The following is an 18,668-nucleotide window of genomic DNA, read 5'->3' on the forward strand; positions in this document are numbered from 1 at the left end:
GACTGGCCTGGAGCGCCGACGCGGATGAAGTCGCCTACATTGCAGATACCGTCGTTGCCGTGCCCCACCGGATGCCCGCGGCCGGCTTTCCACTCGGAGCTACAACCATGGAAGTCGAAATTGCGACAATTGGCGGTTACGAGGCTGTAGGCCGACAGATGACGGCCGTCCGTGCAGGGGACGACGTCGTCATCTTCGACATGGGCCTGAACCTCTCGAAGGTACTGATTCACGACAACGTCGAGACGGAACGGATGCACTCGCTGGACCTCATCGACATGGGTGCCATCCCGGACGACCGGGTCATGTCCGACCTGGAAGGCGACGTGAAGGCCATCGTGCCGACACACGGTCACCTCGACCACATCGGCGCGATATCCAAGCTCGCCCACCGCTACGACGCCCCCATCGTCGCGTCGCCGTTCACCATCGAACTCGTCAAACAGCAGATCAAGAGCGAGGAGAAGTTCGGCGTCCAGAACGACCTCGTCAAGATGAGCGCCGGCGAGACGATGTCCATCGGCGAGCGCAACGAACTGGAGTTCGTCAACGTCACACACTCCATCATCGACGCGATCAACCCCGTGCTTCACACGCCGGAGGGCGCAGTCGTCTACGGGCTCGACAAGCGGATGGACCACACGCCGGTCATCGGCGACCCCATCGACATGAAGCGGTTCCGCGAGATCGGCCGCGAGGGCGAGGGCGTCCTCTGTTATATCGAGGACTGTACGAACGCGGGTAAGAAGGGCCGCACGCCCTCCGAATCCGTCGCTCGTCGCCACCTCAAAGACGTCATGACCAGCATTGAGGACTACGACGGCGGCATCGTCGCCACGACGTTCTCCTCGCACATCGCCCGTGTCAAGAGCCTCGTCGAGTTCGCTGACGACATCGGCCGCCAGCCGGTGCTACTGGGCCGCTCAATGGAGAAGTACTCCGGCACGGCCGAACGACTCGACTTCGTCGACTTCCCGGAAGACCTGGGAATGTACGGCCACCGGAAGTCCGTCGACCGGACGTTCAAGCGGATCATGAACGAGGGCAAGGAGAACTTCTTCCCCATCGTTACCGGCCACCAGGGCGAGCCCCGCGCGATGCTCACCCGGATGGGCCGCGGCGAGACGCCCTACGAGCTAGACGACGGCGACAAGGTCCTCTTCTCGGCCCGGGTCATTCCGGAGCCGACCAACGAGGGCCAGCGCTACCAGTCCGAGAAGCTCCTGGGCATGCAGGGCGCGCGAATCTACGACGACATCCACGTCTCCGGTCACCTCCGCAGTGAGGGCCACTACGAGATGCTCGACGCGCTCCAGCCGAAGAACGTTATCCCGGCCCACCAGAGCCTCGAAGGGTTCGCGCCGTACGTCGACCTCGCGGAAGACATGGGCTACAAAGCCGGACGGGACCTCCACATCACCCGCAACGGCAACATGATCCAGCTCACCGAGTAAATCGATGTCCGAACGCCATCAGCAGGTCGAAGACGCGATTGTCGCCCGACGAGACCGGGTCAACGACGCCCTCCCCGAGGACCTTCCGGTGCAGAAGCCGGACCACCTCTACGAGGCGTCGCGTTACCTGCTGGACGCGGGCGGGAAACGGCTCCGCCCGACGGTCCTGCTGCTGGTCGCGGAGTCGCTGCTCGACGTCGACCCGCTGACGGCAGACTACCGTGACTTCCCGACGCTCGAGGGCGGGCAGGCCGATATGATGTCGGCCGCGCTCGCCATCGAGGTCATCCAGACGTTCACGCTTATCCACGACGACATCATGGACGACGACGCGCTCCGTCGCGGGGTGCCCGCCGTCCACAAGGAGTACGACCTCTCGACGGCGATTCTCGCCGGCGACACGCTGTACTCGAAAGCGTTCGAGTTCCTGCTCGATACCGGCGCGGCCCCCGAGCGGACCGTCGACGCGAACAAGCGACTCGCGACGACGTGTACCCGCATCTGCGAGGGCCAGTCCCTCGACATCGAGTTCGAGCAACGCGACGTCGTCACGCCCGAGGAGTACCTGGAGATGGTCGAACTCAAGACGGCCGTGCTGTACGGCGCGGCCGCCTCGATTCCGGCCACGCTGCTCGGGGCCGACGCGGAGACCGTCGACGCCCTGTACAACTACGGGCTCGACGTGGGTCGCGCGTTCCAGATTCAGGACGACCTGCTGGACCTGACGACCCCCTCGGAGAAACTGGGCAAGCAGCGCGGGTCCGACCTCGTCGAGAACAAGCAGACCCTGGTGACGTTACACGCTCGCCAGCAGGGCGTCGACGTCGGCGACCTGATCGACACGGACTCCGTCGAAGCCGTCTCGGAGGCCGAAATCGACGCGGCCGTCGAGCGCCTGCGCGACGTTGGATCCATCGAATACGCCCGCCAGACCGGGCAGGATCTCATCGCGAGCGGCAAGCAGAACCTCGAAGTCCTGCCGGACAACGAGTCTCGCTACCTGCTTGAGGGTATCGCGAACTACCTCGTCGAGCGCGACTACTGAGCGCTCCGACAGTCCGTTTTTCCCCGCGTCTTTCGACCCTGAACAGTGCTGGTCAGCAACTAAGACCTGTCAGCCCCTAGGCAGTCGTGTGACTCGGTTCCTCCTCTACGGCGGCAAGGGCGGCGTGGGCAAGACGACCGTAGCCGCGGCGACCGGCTACCGGCTAGCAGCGGCGGGCCACGAGACACTGGTCGTCTCCACTGACCCCGCGCACTCGCTGGCCGACGCCGTCGAGACCGAGGTCGGCGGCGACCCGACGGAAATCCAGTCGGGGCTGTGGGGTGTCGAGATCGACCCGCAGACCGGTATCGACCGCTACCGGTCGCTGTTCGAGGCGCTGGCGTCGGAGTTTTCCGACGCCGGGGTCCGGATTGACGAGGACGAAATCGCCGACCTGTTCACGACCGGCGTGATGCCCGGCAGCGACGAACTGGCGGCCATCGAGGGCATGGCGACGTACATCGAGAGCGACCGCTGGGACCGCGTGGTGTTCGACACCGCCCCGACCGGCCACACGCTCCGCCTGCTCGACCTGCCGTCGGTGATGGACCGCGGCGTCGCGACGGCGATGGACCTCCGGGATCAGGTCCGCCGGAAGGTCAACACCGCCCGGACAATGATGTTTGGCCCGATGGCGAGCCGACGCGACGACGGTCCGGACGACTTCACCGCGATGCGCGAGCGGATGGAGCGGGTCGGTACAGTGTTGCGAGACCCAGAGCAGACGGCGTTCCGGGTCGTCACCATTCCCGAGACGATGGCCGTCCGCGAGACGGAACGACTCGTCCAGAAGCTCCGCGAGTTCGACGTGCCGGTGACGACGCTGGTCGTCAACAAGGTCATCGAGGACCCCGGCGACTGCCAGCGCTGTCAGGGGAAGCAGGCCGTGCAGGAGGAGGCTATTGCTACACTTCGGGAGTCACTGCCCGAACTGGGCCTGTGGACGGTGCCCGACCAGTCCGGCGAGGTGACCGGTCTTAGCGCGCTGGAACGGGTCGCGGACTCGTTAGGTGCTGTTGAATAACTACTCTTCGTTTGTGGGTAAACCGTCCTGCGTAGAATACGCAGCCCGTCTGCGAACTTACCAACCAGAAAACACATGCGGCCAGAGATGAGTTGCTTGCGTCATGAATCTCCGTCCGATTCTTGCGGTGTTTCTCATTATCACTGTCGGCATCGTAGCTTCGCTACTCCTGTTTCCCACCCTTTCTGCCCACAGCGGCCCGCCCGATGTAACGACGACTGACACGCCGACGATTGATCCATCTGTTCCGGCTCCATACCAAGGAACGAAAGCCGAACCCTCTGTCGTCATCCAGGTCGGTGCCACTGGGGATGGTTTGCCGATTCAGGTTTGGAATGCTAGCCCGATGAACCGAACCGTATCTGTCGAGATAGTACATACTGACAGTAATTCTTCAGTCCTAACCCGTACAGAAACACTGCCACCGAACGGGACACTTTGGTTGGAAATTCCGTCCCCAGGGTACCTCCTCACAGTGACGGACGAAGCAACACAGACGACTGGAACGTACCCAGTAACAACTGACCATTTCGACTGTAATTCCCGGTTTGCAGAAGTCCGTATCGGTAGCAACGGAACAGTGGATTCTCGGACCGTCTCCACAAGTATGGGCTGTTGACGGTACTCGCTGTACTAACCAGTATGCCTGCACCCCGTACTGAGTGAAGCGAATCGTTGCAGACCAAGGAGCTATGCGAACTGTTTGCTGACACCCTGCCCCCATAGCTGGCTGAACCCGACGGCGTTTTGACCCTCCCAGTCGCAGGTCCCAGTAATGGACGACGAGCTGCGAGACCGAATCACGGAGGCGGCGGAGACAAGCGCCCTCCTGAACGCGGTCAAACACGACAGCGAGGCACAGGTCGGAGCGATCATGGGGCCACTCATGGGCGAGAACCCGGAGTTCCGCGAGTACGGCGACGAGATTCCGGGCGTCATCGCGCCGGTCGTCGAGCGGGTCAACGGGATGCGTAGTTCTGAACGCCGCGAGCGGCTGGCCGAACTTGCGCCGGATAAACTCGAAGAACTGGAGAGCGAGGACGAGGGCGAGGACCACCCGCTGCCGGACCTGCCCAACGCCGACGAGTACGACACCGTCCGGATGCGGGTCGCGCCCAACCCCAACGGCCCGTGGCACATCGGCCACGCGCGGATGGCCGCCGTCGTGGGGACGTACAAGCAACGCTACGACGGGGAGTTCATCTGCCGCTTCGACGACACCGACCCCGAGACCAAGCGGCCGGACCTGGACGCCTACGACGCGATTCTGGACGCCATCGACTACCTCGGCTTCGAGCCCGACGAGGTGGTCAACGCCAGCGACCGGGTCGAGACCTACTACGAGTACGCCCGGGAACTCATCGACAAAGGCGGGGCCTACACCTGCTCGTGCCCGCAGGGTGAGTTCTCCGACCTGAAGAACAGCGGCGAGGCCTGTCCCCACCGCGAGAAGGACGCCGAGACCACGCGTTCGGAGTTCGAGTCGATGGTCGAGGGCGAGTACGACAGCGGCGAGATGGTGCTGCGGGTCCGGACCGACATCACGCACAAGAACCCCGCGCTGCGGGACTTCGTCGCCTTCCGGATGGTCGACACGCCCCACCCCCGCGAGGCGGCCGCGGAGTACCGCTGCTGGCCGATGCTCGACTTCCAGAGCGGGCTGGACGACCACCTGCTAGGCGTCACGCACATCATCCGCGGCATCGACCTGCAGGACTCCGCGAAGCGCCAGCAGTTCGTCTACGACTACTTCGACTGGGAGTACCCCGAGGTCATCCACTGGGGCCACGTTCAGGTCGACGCCTACGACGTGCCCCTCTCCACGTCGAGCATCGCCGAACGCATCGCGGACGGCGAACTGGCGGGCTGGGACGACCCGCGAGCGCCGACCGTCGCCAGCCTCGAACGGCGCGGCATTCGCGGCGAGGCCGTCGTCGACGCGATGATCGAACTCGGGACCTCCACGTCAAACGTCGATCTGGCGATGTCCTCGATCTACTCGAACAACCGCGACCTGATCGACGACGACTCGGACCGGGCGTTCTTCGTCCGGAACAGCGACGACCACGGCGGCCTCGTCGAGCGGCAGGTCGTCGGCGGGCCGGACGCCGGCGAACCGCCACTGCACCCGGACTTCGAGGAGCGTGGCCGCCGCGAGATTCCCGTGACCAGCGGTGTCGTCGTCGAGGGCGACGACCTGCCGAGCCACGGCGAGCGTATCTGGCTCAAGGGGTACGGCTGCGTGCGCCACACCCGCGACGCCTTCGAGTACACCGGCGACGACATCGACGCCGTCCGCGAGGAGGGCGTCGACGTGATTCACTGGGCACCGGCTGATGGGCCACAGGTCCGCCTCCGGACGATGGACGGTGACGTGTCAGGCGTGGCCGAACCGGGACTGCTCGATTACGACGCTGACGAGGTGGTTCAGTTCGAGCGTATCGGCTTCGCCCGCCTCGACGAGGTCGCGGACGACCCGGACACGGAGTCCGTCGCGTACTTCACCCATCCCTGAGGCCGCCGTCACGACGACTCTGCGGTCGGTTCTTCGCCCTGTGTCTCGATCTCGACGCCGCTGAACTCGAACCGGGCGCCGCCGTCCTCGCTGTCGGTAATTTTCAGTTCCCAGCCGTGGGCCTCAGCGATCGTTTCGACTATCGACAGGCCGAACCCGGTGCCGTCATCGCTCGTACTGTAGCCCGATTCGAGGACGGCGTCCCGCTGGGCCGGCGGAATCCCCGGGCCGTTGTCGGCGACGTAGAAGCCGTCCGGCGTGGCTCCGAGCGTTATGGTGACCGCCCCTGCCCCGTCGACCGCTGGCCCGGATTCGGGAGTAGCACCGTCTCTGCCGTGTTCCACGGCGTTTCGTACGAGGTTCTGGAACAGTTCGACGAGGCGGTCGGGGTCGGCCAGTACGCGCTCCGGCGGGTCCCGAATCCGGCGCTCAGCCGCGCTCGTTGGCGCGGCGTCCCACGCCCGAGCGAACGTGTCTCGGAGCGACACCGGTTCGGGGTCGCCGATGTCACGCCCCTCGCGGGCCAGCGTCAGGGTGTGGTCGATGAGCGTCTCCATCCGATTGAGGGCGTCCGTTGCGGCCGTTATCGACTCGCGTACGTCCGCCGAAGCGTCCTGTGACGCCAGTTCCAGATGGCCGCTGGCGACCTGCAAGGGGTTCCGGAGGTCGTGGCTGACGAGGCTGGCGAACTCGTCCAGCCGCTCGTTCTGGAGTTGGAGTTGTCGCTCCCGCCGCTTCTGGTCGGTGATGTCCGTGATGACGGAGACGCTGCCGACCACAGAGCCACTGAGGCCGCGTATCGGGGCAGCAGCGAGGCTCACGTCGACGTGGCTCCCGTCTTTTCGCTGGAGTTCCGTTTCGTGGCCTGCCAGACGCTCGCCCTCGAGTACCTGCGCATGAAGCTCGATGGTCTGCCGTCGATTTTCGGCCGGGATAACGGGGACCGTTTCGCCCAGAACCTCGTTCGCAGACCAGCCGAACAGCTCCGTTGCGGCGGGGTTCCAGACCTCGACGACCCCGCCGGTGTCTGTCGCAATAATCGCGAGCGGGGCGGCCTCGACGAGCGTCTCTAGGCGCTCGGTCGTCACTGCGAGTTCGGACTCGATTTCCTTTCGCTGTGAGATGTCACGGACGATGCCGACGCGGCCGGACTCACCGCCGGCCAGTTCGATGTCCGCTGCGTCGACTTCACAGGGGACCTGTTCGCCGGACGCGGTCCGTATCAGGAACTCCCCCGACCCGTCGTCCACCGGTTCGGTTTCCATCTGTCCCAGCACCGTCTCGAAGCGTTCGCCGACGAGACTGTCCTCGACGGTACCGACCAGTTCGGCGAACGGGTCGTTGTACGTGACGAACCGGTCGTGCTCGTCGAGGACGTAGACGGGTTCGCTGACGCCCTCGAAAATCGTCTTGTACTGCGCCAGCCGCTGTTCGCGCTGCTTCCGCTCCGTGACGTCCCGGAGGACGACGAGACGGCCAACGAGTCCGTCGAACCGGTCGGTAAACGGGGTCACTTCGAGCTCGACGAACCGCTGCTGTCCGTCCACGGTGAGGGCGAGTTCCGACCAGTCTGACTGTCCGTCGTCGTCGACCGCGACTTTGTCCCAGGTCGGAATGACGGTGTCCACTGGCTGGCCAACGAGCGTTTCCTCGGGGCCAGCGAGGAGGGTCTCGGCCGCTGGGTTCGCGTGGCTGATACAACCGTCGACGTCCAGAACGAGCGTTCCATCGCCCATTTGCTCGACGATGGTCTTCTGGGCGGCTGGCACCGGGTCGAGTGTCTTGAACGTGTAGAGCCCGGTCGTCATCGCTATCCCGGAGACTCCCCAGGCGAAAATCGTGGCGTCTTCGGGAATCTGTAGGAAGTACTGCTGGGTCAGCGCAATGGTCCAGGGAGCCAGCGCCGCGACGAGGACGGCAGCGGCCTGTGTTCGGTACAGGTGTCGCGAGCGGACGAACAACTGAACGAGAACGACTGTCCCGGCGAGCGCCGCAATCAGAATTGTCGCCATGTGGGCGACGAACACCGCTGTGAGGCCGGTCCCGGCCGTCACCACCAGCGACCCCACAGAGCCGCTGGGCGGGAGGTCGAACAGCGATACGCCCGGAAAGACGAACACGGCCACCAGTATCAGTGGATCAAGCGACAGTAGCCCGACGGCCCGGCGTGTCACCGCCCGGTCGAAGTCGGCGTACTGCAACGCGGCATACAGCCAGGCGATGGCGACTGCACCCTGCGCGATGGTCGCGACCTGTCGGGCGAGCAACTGGGTCGACAGCGTCGTCGCGGTGATGTCGACGGCGTAGCTGGCAGCACCGACTGATAGAGCGAGGTGAAACACTACCATCGGCGTCCCGCCAGGGTCATCCCGCTTGCGCCACGCGAGTAGTGAAAACACCGCGGAAAGGCCCGTCAGGACCCACAGGGCCGTCACGAAGCGGCCGTACATCGTTCCAGTAACGATACGCCTATTCCCACTTTATCTTATCGGTAGATGGGTATTATTAGTAAAAATAGCGCTTGCCTGTAGCCGGTCCACCATTATCCGCATCATTCCTTCTAACCCGACTGAGGCCTGTACGAACGGGATCCTCGAAGTGCGCCTGCCCGTCGAGACGGGCGCAACGGCCCGCAGTAAGCAAATCGAGGTCGAAGGCTAACCGTCGGGCCGCAGGTGTACCGCCCGATAACCGAGCTTTTTCGCTTCGTTCAGAACGATGTAACTGACTGTCAATCCCTCAAGAACAGAGAGCCGGCGAGTGGGATGGCAGTCATCGGCCAGCAGGCTCCGGCGGACAGCGGGTTCTCCAGCGGTGACTTCGTTCGCCTGCAGGAACGCAGCAGTGACCAGTCGGGTATCGCGAACGTGTGGCCCAGCGGCTGTGATGGCGCTGGTTGGGGCTGCGGCGTCGGTGGCCGCCCGCGATGCCGATGCCTCGCTCGACTCCAGCGTCGAGAGCGAATAGCGTCGGGCTTATGTCCGCGACGGCCCGACTGTAGCCCGTGACAGACCGCGCCCCGGAGTCAGTGACAGTGCAGCGTGACATCCCGTTCCACGAGGGGGACGGCGAGACGCTGACGCTCGATCTGTACGACTCGCCAGCGGCCAGCGGCCCGAAACCGGTCGCCGTGCTTGTCCGCGGTGGCGCGTTCACGTCCGGCGACAAGGGCGAGTTCGCCCGGCACGCGCTTGACCTCGCTGCGGACGGCTTTCTGGTTATCGAGCCTCGGTATCGGCTCGCGCCGGAGTGGACGTTCCCGGCGGCGTTGGTCGACGTGAAAGCCGCTATCGAGTGGGCCAGAACGGAGGGCGAGAGCTACGGCGCGGACACTGACCGCATCGTCGGCGTCGGCCACTCGGCGGGCGCGAATCTCGTTGTCCTGGCAGCGCTGACGGCGGATGAACCCGGGTTCGAACCCGAACTGTACCCCGGCGCGTCTTCGGCGCTGTCGGCCGCTGTCGGCTACGCCGGCGTCTACGACTTCCACGCGCTCGACAGCACCACCGACGTCCCAGCAGGCGAGGGCCATCGCGCGTATCTCGGCGGCGGACCCGATGACGAACCCGCGGCCTACGACCTCGCCTCGCCGGTCGGACAGGTGAACACCGACGCTCCGCCGACGCTGTTGCTCCACGGGACCGACGACGACGTCATCCCGCCAGCCCAGTCCGAACTACTGGCCGACGCGCTCGGGCCGATGACCGATGTCGTCCACGAGACGGTGCCGTCGGATCACGGCTTCCCCTTCCACGGGACGCACTACGATGACGTGTACGAACGGACCGTCGAGTTCATCCGGCGAGTCGGAGTCGGCGGTCCGGATACTGGTGACAGGGCCGGTACAGGCGAGAAAACCGGCTTGCCCGGCGGCGACCTGCCGGGACCGGCCGACCGTATCGACGATCTCGGACCGGAGGACACTCGGGGCCCGGATCGCCGTGACGGCCCCGGATTCTGACGGTCAGGTCGAAAAGTTAAGTAGCTCGCAAAAGTGAGATAAGATACCAATGGCCATAGATCCGGAGTTCGAGGAGAACCGCGACGTTGTCGAACAGCACGACGGACACGACGTCTGGGGGCCGGTCGACGAGCCCGAGGAACTGGGCATCCACGGGACACACGTCGCCGTCGACTTCGACATCTGCATCGCCGACGGCGCGTGTCTGGAGGACTGCCCCGTTGACGTGTTCGAGTGGGTCGACACGCCGGACCACCCGGAGAGCGAAATCAAGGCCGACCCCGCCCACGAGGAGCAGTGCATCGACTGCATGCTCTGTGTCGACGTGTGTCCGGTCGACGCCATCGACGTGGACCCAGGCCGTGCCGGTCGTATCTGAACTATCGGACTGTCCTGTTTCCGCGGGATTGCAGCGTTCTACACCCCAGATATAAACGCCCTGTAGCTGTCAGCCTGTCGTCATACAGCGTGCTGCCGGATTCTACCTCACCTGAGACAGAGACGCCGACCTGTCATACAGATTTGTAAACATACATTTATTATAGATTCTTGTGTGAGATACACTCACGAGGGTCGTGATACCATGCATACAGTCGTCATGACAAAAGGCGTACCGGACTTCCGCGAGGGACAGGTATCGTTCGACGAGGATGGCCATCTCGAACGCGGGAAGACACCGACGGTGATGAACCCCAACGACAAGCACGCGCTTCGGGCGGCGTTCCAGACGAAAGTCCGCAACGGGGGGCACGTCTCGCTGATGAGCATGGGGCCACCGGGATACAAAGAGGTCTTACAGGAGGGGATGCGGGACGTGTACGCCGACGACCTGTATCTCCTCTCGGACCGTGAGATGGGGGCCGCAGATACGTGGGCCACTGCGATGACCGTCGCCACCGGCCTGCAGAAACTGGACGACCAGCCCGATCTGGTGTTTGCCGGGTTCAAGACGGCCGACGGCGAGACGGGTCACACCGGCCCACAGACCTGCTGGTGTCTGGACTGGCCGATGATTACCCACGTCGTCTCGCTCGACATCGACGAGAACGCCGGCACCGTCCGGGCCAAGCGGCTGGTCGATGGCGACATCTCCGAGATCGAGACGGTCGAAGCGCCGATGCCGTGTTTCATCGTCGCCGACCCCGAGTTCGAACCGACTTACCGGAAGGCGAGCCACCGGCTGAAACACAAGGATCTCCGCGATGAGACTCAGGAACGGGCCGAGGAGTACGAGGACTATCTCACGGTCTGGGACCACGAAGACCTCAACCTCGACCCGGACTACATCGGGCTCGACGGGTCCCCGACCATTGTCTCCGGTGTCGACCCGATTCCGAAGGCTCCCTCCGAGCGTGAGGCGACGATTATTGAAGCCGACGACAGCGAGGCGCTGGTGCCGATACTGGACGAACTTACGCCGTACGCGGTAGGTGACTGACCATGCCTGACATCGACCCCACGGAACACGAGATTGCCGAGCTAGGCCCGAAAATCAAGGACGTCGACGACGCGGACGAACTGCGGGCGATGCTGGCGCTGGAGGAAGACGGCGAGAATCGAGTCCCGGTCAAGACGCTCATCGAGGACCGCATCGAGAAAGTCGAGGACGAGGGCGACGGCGAGATGGACCCGGAAACCGTCGACCTCGCTGACCTCACGGTTGCCGACGTGGCGAACATGGTTCGAGAGGTCGACGACGGCGACGTGCTCAGAGACCTGCTCGAACGCGAGAAAGCGGGCCAGGACCGCAAGACGGCGAAGTCCCAGATAGAGAGCCGCATCGAGTCCGTCGAAGGGACCGAGGAAACCGAAGGTGAGGAGACGGCGGAAGTCGAGTACGTTCCGCCGGAGGAGAAGTATCCCGAACTCGACCACCCGACCAACGACAAACAGTGGGTCGAAGGGACCGTCGGGGCAGAGTACCGCGACATGTGGGTGTACTGCGAGACCCAGGCCGGCGAACTCGTCGACGTCTCGAAGGAGATGCTCGGGAAGGCCCGGGAACTGATGGACACCTACAACGAGGACTACGATGAGGACGAGCGCGTGGTCGCCGTGCTCATCGGGTCCGACGCGAGCGACCACGTCGAGGACGTCATCGCCTACGGCGCGGACCTCGTCGTCTACCACGAGGACCCCCGTTTAGAACGGTTCCGCCACCAGCCCTACACAGAGATTTTCTGTGACATGGCCCGTGCCGGCGGCGAACTCGCCGCCGAGGGCCGCGAGGACGTCGCGTGGAAGGACTACCACGAGCCGCGCTACACCGTCTTCCCGGCGACGAACAACGGCCGGGACCTCTCGGCGCTCGTCCAGGGCGAACTCGACTCCGGGCTGGCCTCCGACTGTTCGGGGCTGTACATCGAGAGCGCGATGATCTCCAACCCCGCGAAAGTCGGCACCGCCGGTGACAAGAAGGAGTTCGAACGGGTGTTGCACATGAAGCGCCCGGACTTCTCCGGGTTCGAGTACTCGACGATTCTCTGTATCGACAAGCCCAACCGGGACTTCCACCCGCAAGGGGCGTCGGTGATTCCGGGGAGCTTCGAGATGCCCGACCCAGATTACGAGCGCGACGGCGAGGTCGTCGACTACGAGATGGACCTCGACGAGGAGTGGTTCACAGTCGAGGTCGAGGAGTACGACCGCCTCTCCGGCGGCGTCGACCTCACCGGCAACGACGTCGTCGTCGCCGTCGGCCGGGGCATCGGCGACGACCCGACACAGGGCATCGAGCAGGCGCTGGACCTCGTTGACGCCTTCGACGAGGCTGACCTGGGACTGTCCCGCGGCGTCATCACTTCGTCGTACTCCTTCGACAGCCACGTCGAGCAGTACGTCACCGAAGAGCGCCAGATCGGCGAGTCCGGGCAGGAAGTCGAACCTGACGTGTACATCGCGGCGGGCATCTCCGGCGCGATTCAGCACAAGGTCGGCTGCGACGAGTCGGACACGATAATCGCCGTCAACACTAATCCGGACGCCGACATCCGTGACTTCTCGGACTACCTCATCGAGGGGGACCTGTTCGAGGTGCTCCCGCAGTTGACCGAGGCGGTCGAAGCCGGTGAACTGGGTGCGATGATGGAGGCCAGCGATGACTGACGCCGTTGAGGAGTACGAGGCGGTCGTCGTCGGCTGCGGACCGGGCGGGGCCGCCGCGGCGGCGACGCTCGCGCGAAACGGCGTCGAGACGCTCGTGCTCGAACGCGGCGTCGACGCCGGCTCGAAGAACGTCTCGGGCGGGCTCATCTACGCCGAGGAGTCGGCCCCCTACACCATCGACGGGCTGTTCCCGGACTTCCGCGAGGAGGCGACGGAGCGGCCGGTGACGGAGAACCTCATCCACAACATCGCCGGCGACAAGGTGAAATCCTTCGACATCGGCGACCTGCACCACCACGACACGGCCTGGGCCGACGCGGTGTTGCGCCGGAAGATGGACTCGTGGCTCGCCCAGCAGGTCCACGAGCGCACCCGGGAGACCGGCGGCGGCCTCCTGACCGAGGTCCACGTCACGGGCCTGCTCCGCGAGCGGGGCGAAATCGTCGGCGTGACGACCGAGGAGCTAGACCCGATCAAGGCCGACATCGTGGTGGCGGCCGACGGTGTCAACTCCGAGCTCGCCCGCGACGCCGGGCTGATGGACTGGGAAGAGCCCGAGGAGTGGTTCCAGGGCGTCAAGGCCGTCGTCGACATGGAGCCCGAGGTCATCAACGATCGCTTCGACGTGGCCCCCGACGACGGCGCGGCCCACCTGTTCTCTGGCGACCTGTTCGACGGCGTCCGGGGCGGCGGCTTCCTGTACACCAACGAATCCTCGCTGTCTATCGGCACCGTGTTCCACCTCGACTCCATCGCCGAGGAGCGGGCCGAGCCACACGAACTGCTGGACAGCCTGCTCACCCATCCACTCATGGCCCAGTGGCTCGGCGACGAGTACAACGAGCGCGAGTACAGCGCGAAACTGGTTCCGGACTCGAAGAAGGCGGCCCATCCCTCGCCCCACAAGGACCGCCTCGTGCTGGTCGGCGACGCCGCCGGTCAGATGCAGGCCCAGGGCCCCATCATCAAAGGGATGAACCACGCCGTCACCGCCGGGGCGCTGGCCGCCGAGGCGTTCGCCGACGCGAGGGCGCGGAACGATCCATCCCAGGCCGGCGAGCTGTACGAGAAGAAACTCCACGACGAGGGCGTGATGGACAAGCTCCGGCCGACCGGGTACAAGGTGTTCGGGCAGCTCGGCGAACTCAGTCCCGTCGACGACCTCTCGAACGCCGTCGCCGACTCCGCAGTCGGCCGATTCGGGGTCCGCGCGGCGGCCGGGTTGCTCGAACGGGCCTACTCGTCGCCGCGCATGGTGTCGATGATCCCCGACACCAAACTGCCCTACGTGACGCTGCCGACGGTCATCGCCGAGGAACTGGGCGAGCCCGTGACCGACGAGAACACCGTCTCCCCGCCCGATTTGGCCGACCGTATTGGCGACCTGACCTACGACGTGGGCGACCCGCACATCGAACTGGTCGACAACTCCTTCGAGGCGTCTGGGACCGCCGTCACGGCCTGCCCGGTCAGTGCCCAGGACTTTGGCGGCGGCTGTTACCGCGACGAGACGGTCAAAACTAACGGCAGCGAGGAACACCTCGTGAGCCTCGATACCCAGCCCTGCGTCGAGTGCGGGACCTGCGCCATCGTCGCCGACACCGAGTGGGAGCACCCCGCTGGCGGGAAAGGGGTGGAGTTCAAGCAGGGGTGACCTGTTCGGCGATGCGCGGCCAGTACGACGACCGAATCCGGGCGCTCTCCCGCCGGGCCGAGGAGGCCCACGAGTCGCTGGACCCCGACCCGCCGGACGAGGAGCGCGCGATGGAAATCGTTCGGGAGGGGTTCGGTCCCACAGTAGCCCTGTACTGCGAGGCCCGGACCGGCGGGTCGTGGGTCCGGTTCTCCGAAGCGGAGTTCGAGCGGCTGGAACGGACGATGAACGACTGGCTTGACTGCTACGCCACCTGCTACGGCGTGGAGTTAGCCGGCACCTACAGTGTCAGAGCGGCCGCAGAGCTGCTCGTCGATACGCACAACGCCCGCGACGTGGCGGTTCTTTTGACCGGCGTTCCGGAGCAGTAGCGACTGTCTACTGTGACTTACACGATCTTTGATAAAAGACTAAGTACTGTGTCGTGGTAGCAGGTACCATGGAGCTAACAGAGCCACTGCAGTTCGACCACGAGGACCGACGGGACATCTACGAGTACGTCGAATCGCACGGGTCAGTTGAGCCACGAGCCGCACGGACGTCGCTGCAGATGGACCCGCGCCCGTTCGGCCACCACGTCGCGATACTCAAACGCGACGGCGTGCTGGCAGAAATCGACGGGGAACTCCGCATCGCGTACAACGACACCGTCGAGGAGGAGTTCGAGGCCGACGACATCGAGTTCACCATTCGGCAGGCCCGTCAGGAGGACCTGACCGGCCTCGTCGGGGCCATCCGAGCCGCTATCGGCGGCGGCGAGTACGTCGACGCTGAGACTGTCGCCGACGTGGTGGACAGCGAGGGTGTGTTGCTCCGACACAACGAACTGGAGTCGCGCATCTTCTTCGTCGCCTGCATCGACGACGACGTTGTCGGGTGGGTCCACCTCAAACACCCTGAAGTGGAGAAGCTCAGCCACACGGCGGAGCTGACGCTGGGTGTCCTTGAACGGTATCGGGGCCACGGTATCGGTTCCCAGCTGCTCGCCCGGGGCACCGAGTGGGCGGCGTCGAACGGCTACGAGAAGCTGTACAACTCTGTCCCATCGACGAACGAGGACGCGATCGAGTTCCTCGAAGGCCACGGCTGGGACACCGAAGCCGTCCGTGAAGACCACTACAAGTTCGGCGACGAGTACGCCGACGAGGTGATGATGGAAGTCGACCTCTAGGACTCCGTCCGACCCAGCGCCCGAATTGTCTCCCGAGCCAGGTCACCGTCGACTTGCTGTGGCACTGTCAGCAGGAGTTTGTCGATTATCTCCCTCTCCGCTATCGAATCTCTCTTTTCGCGGGCCTGAGCCGGCGTCCCGGCGATGCCGAGGTCAGCCGTCATCTCGTCAGTGACGAGCTCCGTCGCCTCCCCGCGGTCACCCGCCTGCCAGGCGTCGGCGATGCGCTCCGCCCGGTCCGGATACGTCTCCGCGACGGCCCGGCGATACCCCTCGCCGCTGCCGACGTAGTAGGCGATGTGCTGTCGGAGTTCCTCGGTCGCCCGCTCGGAGTCCTCGTGGACCACCGCCGGCACGTACGGGGCGACGGAAATCTCGCTCGGGTCGCGGTCGGCATCGCGTGCCGTCTCCGTGATGTAGTCGAACGCCGACTCCAGTTCGGAGAACGGAATCATGTGCGGCAGCCAGCCGTCGGCGAGTCTGGCGACGACTCGCCTGTTCGCCGGCCCGAGCGCGGCGTGATACACCGGCACGTCGCGGTCTAGCGGCGGAACGCCCCTGACCGACACAACCTCGCCGTCGTAGGTCACCCGTTCGTCGCTCGTCATGAGCTGTTTGACTATGTCGATGGTCTCGTGGGCGCGACGGACCGGTCGCTCGAACTCCATGCTGTGCATGTTCTCGATGGACCGGGCTGTACTCGTTCCCAGGCCCAGGACTGCCCGCCCGTCTGAGACCCTGTCGAGGGTCGTCGCTGTCATCGCCAGCACGGCCGGCGACCGCGAGAAGACGTTGAGTATCGCGCTCCCGATTTCGATGTCGTCAGTCCGGGTCGCGATGTCCGTGAGTTCGACGACGGAACTGGCACCCCACAGTTCGTTCAGCCAGACCGAGTCGTAGCCCCAGTTTTCGGCCTCGACGGCCAGGTCGATTGTGCTGTGGTCCTCGACGCGTGGCACGACGACTCCCAGATGCATGGTGTGACCGACCGCCGGAAACCTAATAAAGAATCGTGTTGGTAGCTCGCTGCCGTTCCTTTCTACCCTGGCACCCTCACTCCTGGCCAATCATCCGCTCCTGCTCCTGCCAGTACTCCTCGCGGAGTTCGTACTTCTGGATTTTCCCGGTCGCCGTTTCAGGGAGCGAGTCCCGGAAGTCGATACCTGCAGGAACCTTGTAGCTTGCGACGCGTTCCCTGAGGAACTCGAGAATATCCTGTTCGGTCGCGTCGCTGTCGGCCGTCGGGACGACAATTGCCATCGGCGTCTCGCCCCAGTCCTCGCTCGGGGCCGGAATGACCGCGGCTTTCAGGACATCGGGGTGGTCGTACAGTTCGTCTTCCAGTTCGATAGAGGAGATGTTCTCACCGCCGGAGATGATGATGTCCTTCCGGCGGTCCATGATCTGTACCATTCCGTCCTCGTCCCACGTCGCGAGGTCGCCGGTGTGGAAGTACCCTTCGACGCGGTCGTTGAATGCCTCCTCGGTGATCTCGGGCTTGTTGAGATAGCGGTCCATCACCTGGTTGCCCTGCACCACGATCTCGCCGATGGTCGTCCCGTCGCGTGGCACGTCGTTCCCGTCCTCGTCGACGACCCTGATATCGGTACACAGCACCTGGGACCCCTGCGTGACCTTGAGTTCCCGGCCCCGCTCGGCGATGCGCCGCGGGGAGTTGCTGGTCGTGATGATCGGGGCCGTCTCGGTCAGGCCGTAGATGTGGATGATGCGCCAGCCGAACTCGTCTTCGACGCGTTCGATGGTCGCCGTCGCCGGGGCACTGCCGGCCGTCGCGATCCGTACCTCGCGGTCACCCTGTGTCACGACGTCGCCGTCGTGAGCCCGGTAGTGCTGGATGAGTTTGTTCAGCACCGTCGGCGCGCCGCACATGAACGACACGTCGTACTCTCGCACTCGCCGGAAGGTGTCCGCGGCGTCGAAGGTCCGCTGACAGACGTGAGTGCCGCCGGTCCCGGTGATGGCGTAGGTGTGGCCCCAGCCGTTGCAGTGGAACATCGGGAGCGTCCAGAGGTACGTGTCGTCGTCCCGTATCTCCATGTGCTGATTGAGCACCAGCGCGTGCCAGCTCTCTGTCCGATGGGTTCTGACCACGCCCTTCGGGTCCCCTGTCGTGCCGGACGTGTAGTTGATGCTGGCGTCGTCGTCCTCGGCCATGTCCGGCCGGTCCGGTTCGGCTGTCGGCTGCCCGTCGAGGATACCGCTGTAGGCTTCCCATTCCCCGTCGATACGGTCGGGCTCGTACCCGATGAACGTCTCCGCAGGAATGTCGTCCCGTACCGGCTGGACCTTCTCCGCGAAGTCGTAGTCGGCGATTACCGTCGCCGCTTCACAATCGTTCAGAATATACTCGATTTTCGCGGGGTCGAGCCGGTAGTTCAGCGGGACGAACACGGCACCGAGTTTGTTCGTCGCGTACAGCGTCTCGATGAAGTAGTGTGTGTTCGGCGCGAGGACGGCCACGCGACTCCCCTTCGAGACGCCCCGGTCCGACAGCGCGTGGGCCAACCGGTTGACCCGCTCGTTTACCTCGGCGTACGTGTACTCGGTGCCGTCGTGGGCGACGATACCGGTCACGTCGTCGTAGATGTCCGCTGCACGGTCGATGAAGTCGGTGGTGAGCATCTCGCGTTTCATGATAACACGCCTCACTTGTCGTATTCAATCCCAATTATTATTATATTTTCTTCGTGAACGGTTGACAGCCACCCGAACCGATAC

Annotated in this window: 15 protein-coding genes; 12 read left to right on the top strand and 3 right to left on the bottom strand. The window is 64.6% G+C overall.

Annotated features, from left to right (window positions below):
• Window positions 1-107: 107 nt before the first annotated feature.
• The 4 genes from VI340_RS03280 (at window position 108) to VI340_RS03295 (ending at window position 6,038) form a co-directional block, all read left to right on the top strand.
• On the top strand, window positions 108-1,454 hold the full coding sequence (locus tag VI340_RS03280) for a ribonuclease J (RefSeq protein WP_008310348.1): 1,347 nt from the start codon (window positions 108-110) through the stop codon (window positions 1,452-1,454).
• A 4-nt stretch (window positions 1,455-1,458) separates the two neighbouring features.
• Window positions 1,459-2,499 (top strand): geranylfarnesyl diphosphate synthase, encoded by a 1,041-nt coding sequence (gene idsA3, locus VI340_RS03285; RefSeq protein ID WP_008310347.1) that lies wholly within the window; start codon window positions 1,459-1,461, stop codon window positions 2,497-2,499.
• Window positions 2,500-2,587: 88 nt separating this feature from the next.
• Window positions 2,588-3,523 (top strand): ArsA family ATPase, encoded by a 936-nt coding sequence (locus VI340_RS03290; protein WP_336357779.1) that lies wholly within the window; start codon window positions 2,588-2,590, stop codon window positions 3,521-3,523.
• 775 nt (window positions 3,524-4,298) lie between these two features.
• Window positions 4,299-6,038 carry a glutamate--tRNA ligase gene (locus VI340_RS03295; protein WP_336357780.1) on the top strand — a complete coding sequence of 580 codons (1,740 nt, stop codon included), beginning with the start codon at window positions 4,299-4,301 and terminating at the stop codon, window positions 6,036-6,038.
• An 8-nt stretch (window positions 6,039-6,046) separates the two neighbouring features.
• Here VI340_RS03295 and VI340_RS03300 read toward each other — a convergent pair whose 3' ends face one another.
• Window positions 6,047-8,488, bottom strand: coding sequence for a PAS domain S-box protein (locus VI340_RS03300; RefSeq protein ID WP_336357781.1), 2,442 nt, complete (start codon window positions 8,486-8,488; stop codon window positions 6,047-6,049).
• 394 nt (window positions 8,489-8,882) lie between these two features.
• Between VI340_RS03300 and VI340_RS03305 the strand changes: the two genes are divergently transcribed.
• From VI340_RS03305 to VI340_RS03340, 8 genes are all read left to right on the top strand, one after another.
• Entirely contained in the window at window positions 8,883-9,005 is a 123-nt protein-coding gene (locus VI340_RS03305; protein WP_336329784.1) for a hypothetical protein, read from the top strand.
• Between the two features lie 37 nt (window positions 9,006-9,042).
• Window positions 9,043-9,999 carry an alpha/beta hydrolase gene (locus VI340_RS03310; protein ID WP_336357782.1) on the top strand — a complete coding sequence of 319 codons (957 nt, stop codon included), beginning with the start codon at window positions 9,043-9,045 and terminating at the stop codon, window positions 9,997-9,999.
• 49 nt (window positions 10,000-10,048) lie between these two features.
• A complete protein-coding gene (locus VI340_RS03315) occupies window positions 10,049-10,378 on the top strand; it encodes a 4Fe-4S dicluster domain-containing protein (protein ID WP_004593526.1) in 330 nt (109 codons plus the stop codon).
• 204 nt (window positions 10,379-10,582) lie between these two features.
• Complete coding sequence (locus tag VI340_RS03320; RefSeq protein ID WP_336357783.1) at window positions 10,583-11,437, top strand: electron transfer flavoprotein subunit beta/FixA family protein; 855 nt, start codon at window positions 10,583-10,585, stop codon at window positions 11,435-11,437.
• Between the two features lie 2 nt (window positions 11,438-11,439).
• The gene (locus tag VI340_RS03325) at window positions 11,440-13,104 is read left to right on the top strand and encodes an electron transfer flavoprotein subunit alpha/FixB family protein (RefSeq protein WP_336357784.1); all 1,665 of its coding nucleotides are present in this window, start codon (window positions 11,440-11,442) and stop codon (window positions 13,102-13,104) included.
• Complete coding sequence (locus VI340_RS03330; protein WP_336357785.1) at window positions 13,097-14,758, top strand: FAD-dependent monooxygenase; 1,662 nt, start codon at window positions 13,097-13,099, stop codon at window positions 14,756-14,758. The genes VI340_RS03325 and VI340_RS03330 overlap by 8 nt, the downstream gene beginning before the upstream one ends.
• An 11-nt stretch (window positions 14,759-14,769) precedes the next feature.
• Window positions 14,770-15,129: a hypothetical protein gene (locus VI340_RS03335; protein WP_336329923.1), complete on the top strand. Its 360-nt coding sequence runs from the start codon at window positions 14,770-14,772 to the stop codon at window positions 15,127-15,129.
• A gap of 68 nt (window positions 15,130-15,197) precedes the next feature.
• Window positions 15,198-15,929 (top strand): GNAT family N-acetyltransferase, encoded by a 732-nt coding sequence (locus tag VI340_RS03340; RefSeq protein ID WP_336357786.1) that lies wholly within the window; start codon window positions 15,198-15,200, stop codon window positions 15,927-15,929.
• On the opposite strand, the gene VI340_RS03345 is transcribed toward VI340_RS03340, so the two are convergent.
• Together VI340_RS03345 and VI340_RS03350 are read right to left on the bottom strand one after the other, a co-directional pair.
• A complete protein-coding gene (locus tag VI340_RS03345; RefSeq protein ID WP_008310327.1) occupies window positions 15,926-16,906 on the bottom strand; it encodes an LLM class flavin-dependent oxidoreductase in 981 nt (326 codons plus the stop codon). The genes VI340_RS03340 and VI340_RS03345 overlap by 4 nt on opposite strands.
• Window positions 16,907-16,982: 76 nt before the next feature.
• Window positions 16,983-18,584 (bottom strand): class I adenylate-forming enzyme family protein, encoded by a 1,602-nt coding sequence (locus VI340_RS03350; protein WP_008310326.1) that lies wholly within the window; start codon window positions 18,582-18,584, stop codon window positions 16,983-16,985.
• Window positions 18,585-18,668 lie beyond the last annotated feature (84 nt).

Origin of the sequence: Haloarcula sp. CGMCC 1.6347, assembly GCF_037078395.1 — an archaeon.
Taxonomy (GTDB): domain Archaea; phylum Halobacteriota; class Halobacteria; order Halobacteriales; family Haloarculaceae; genus Haloarcula; species Haloarcula amylolytica.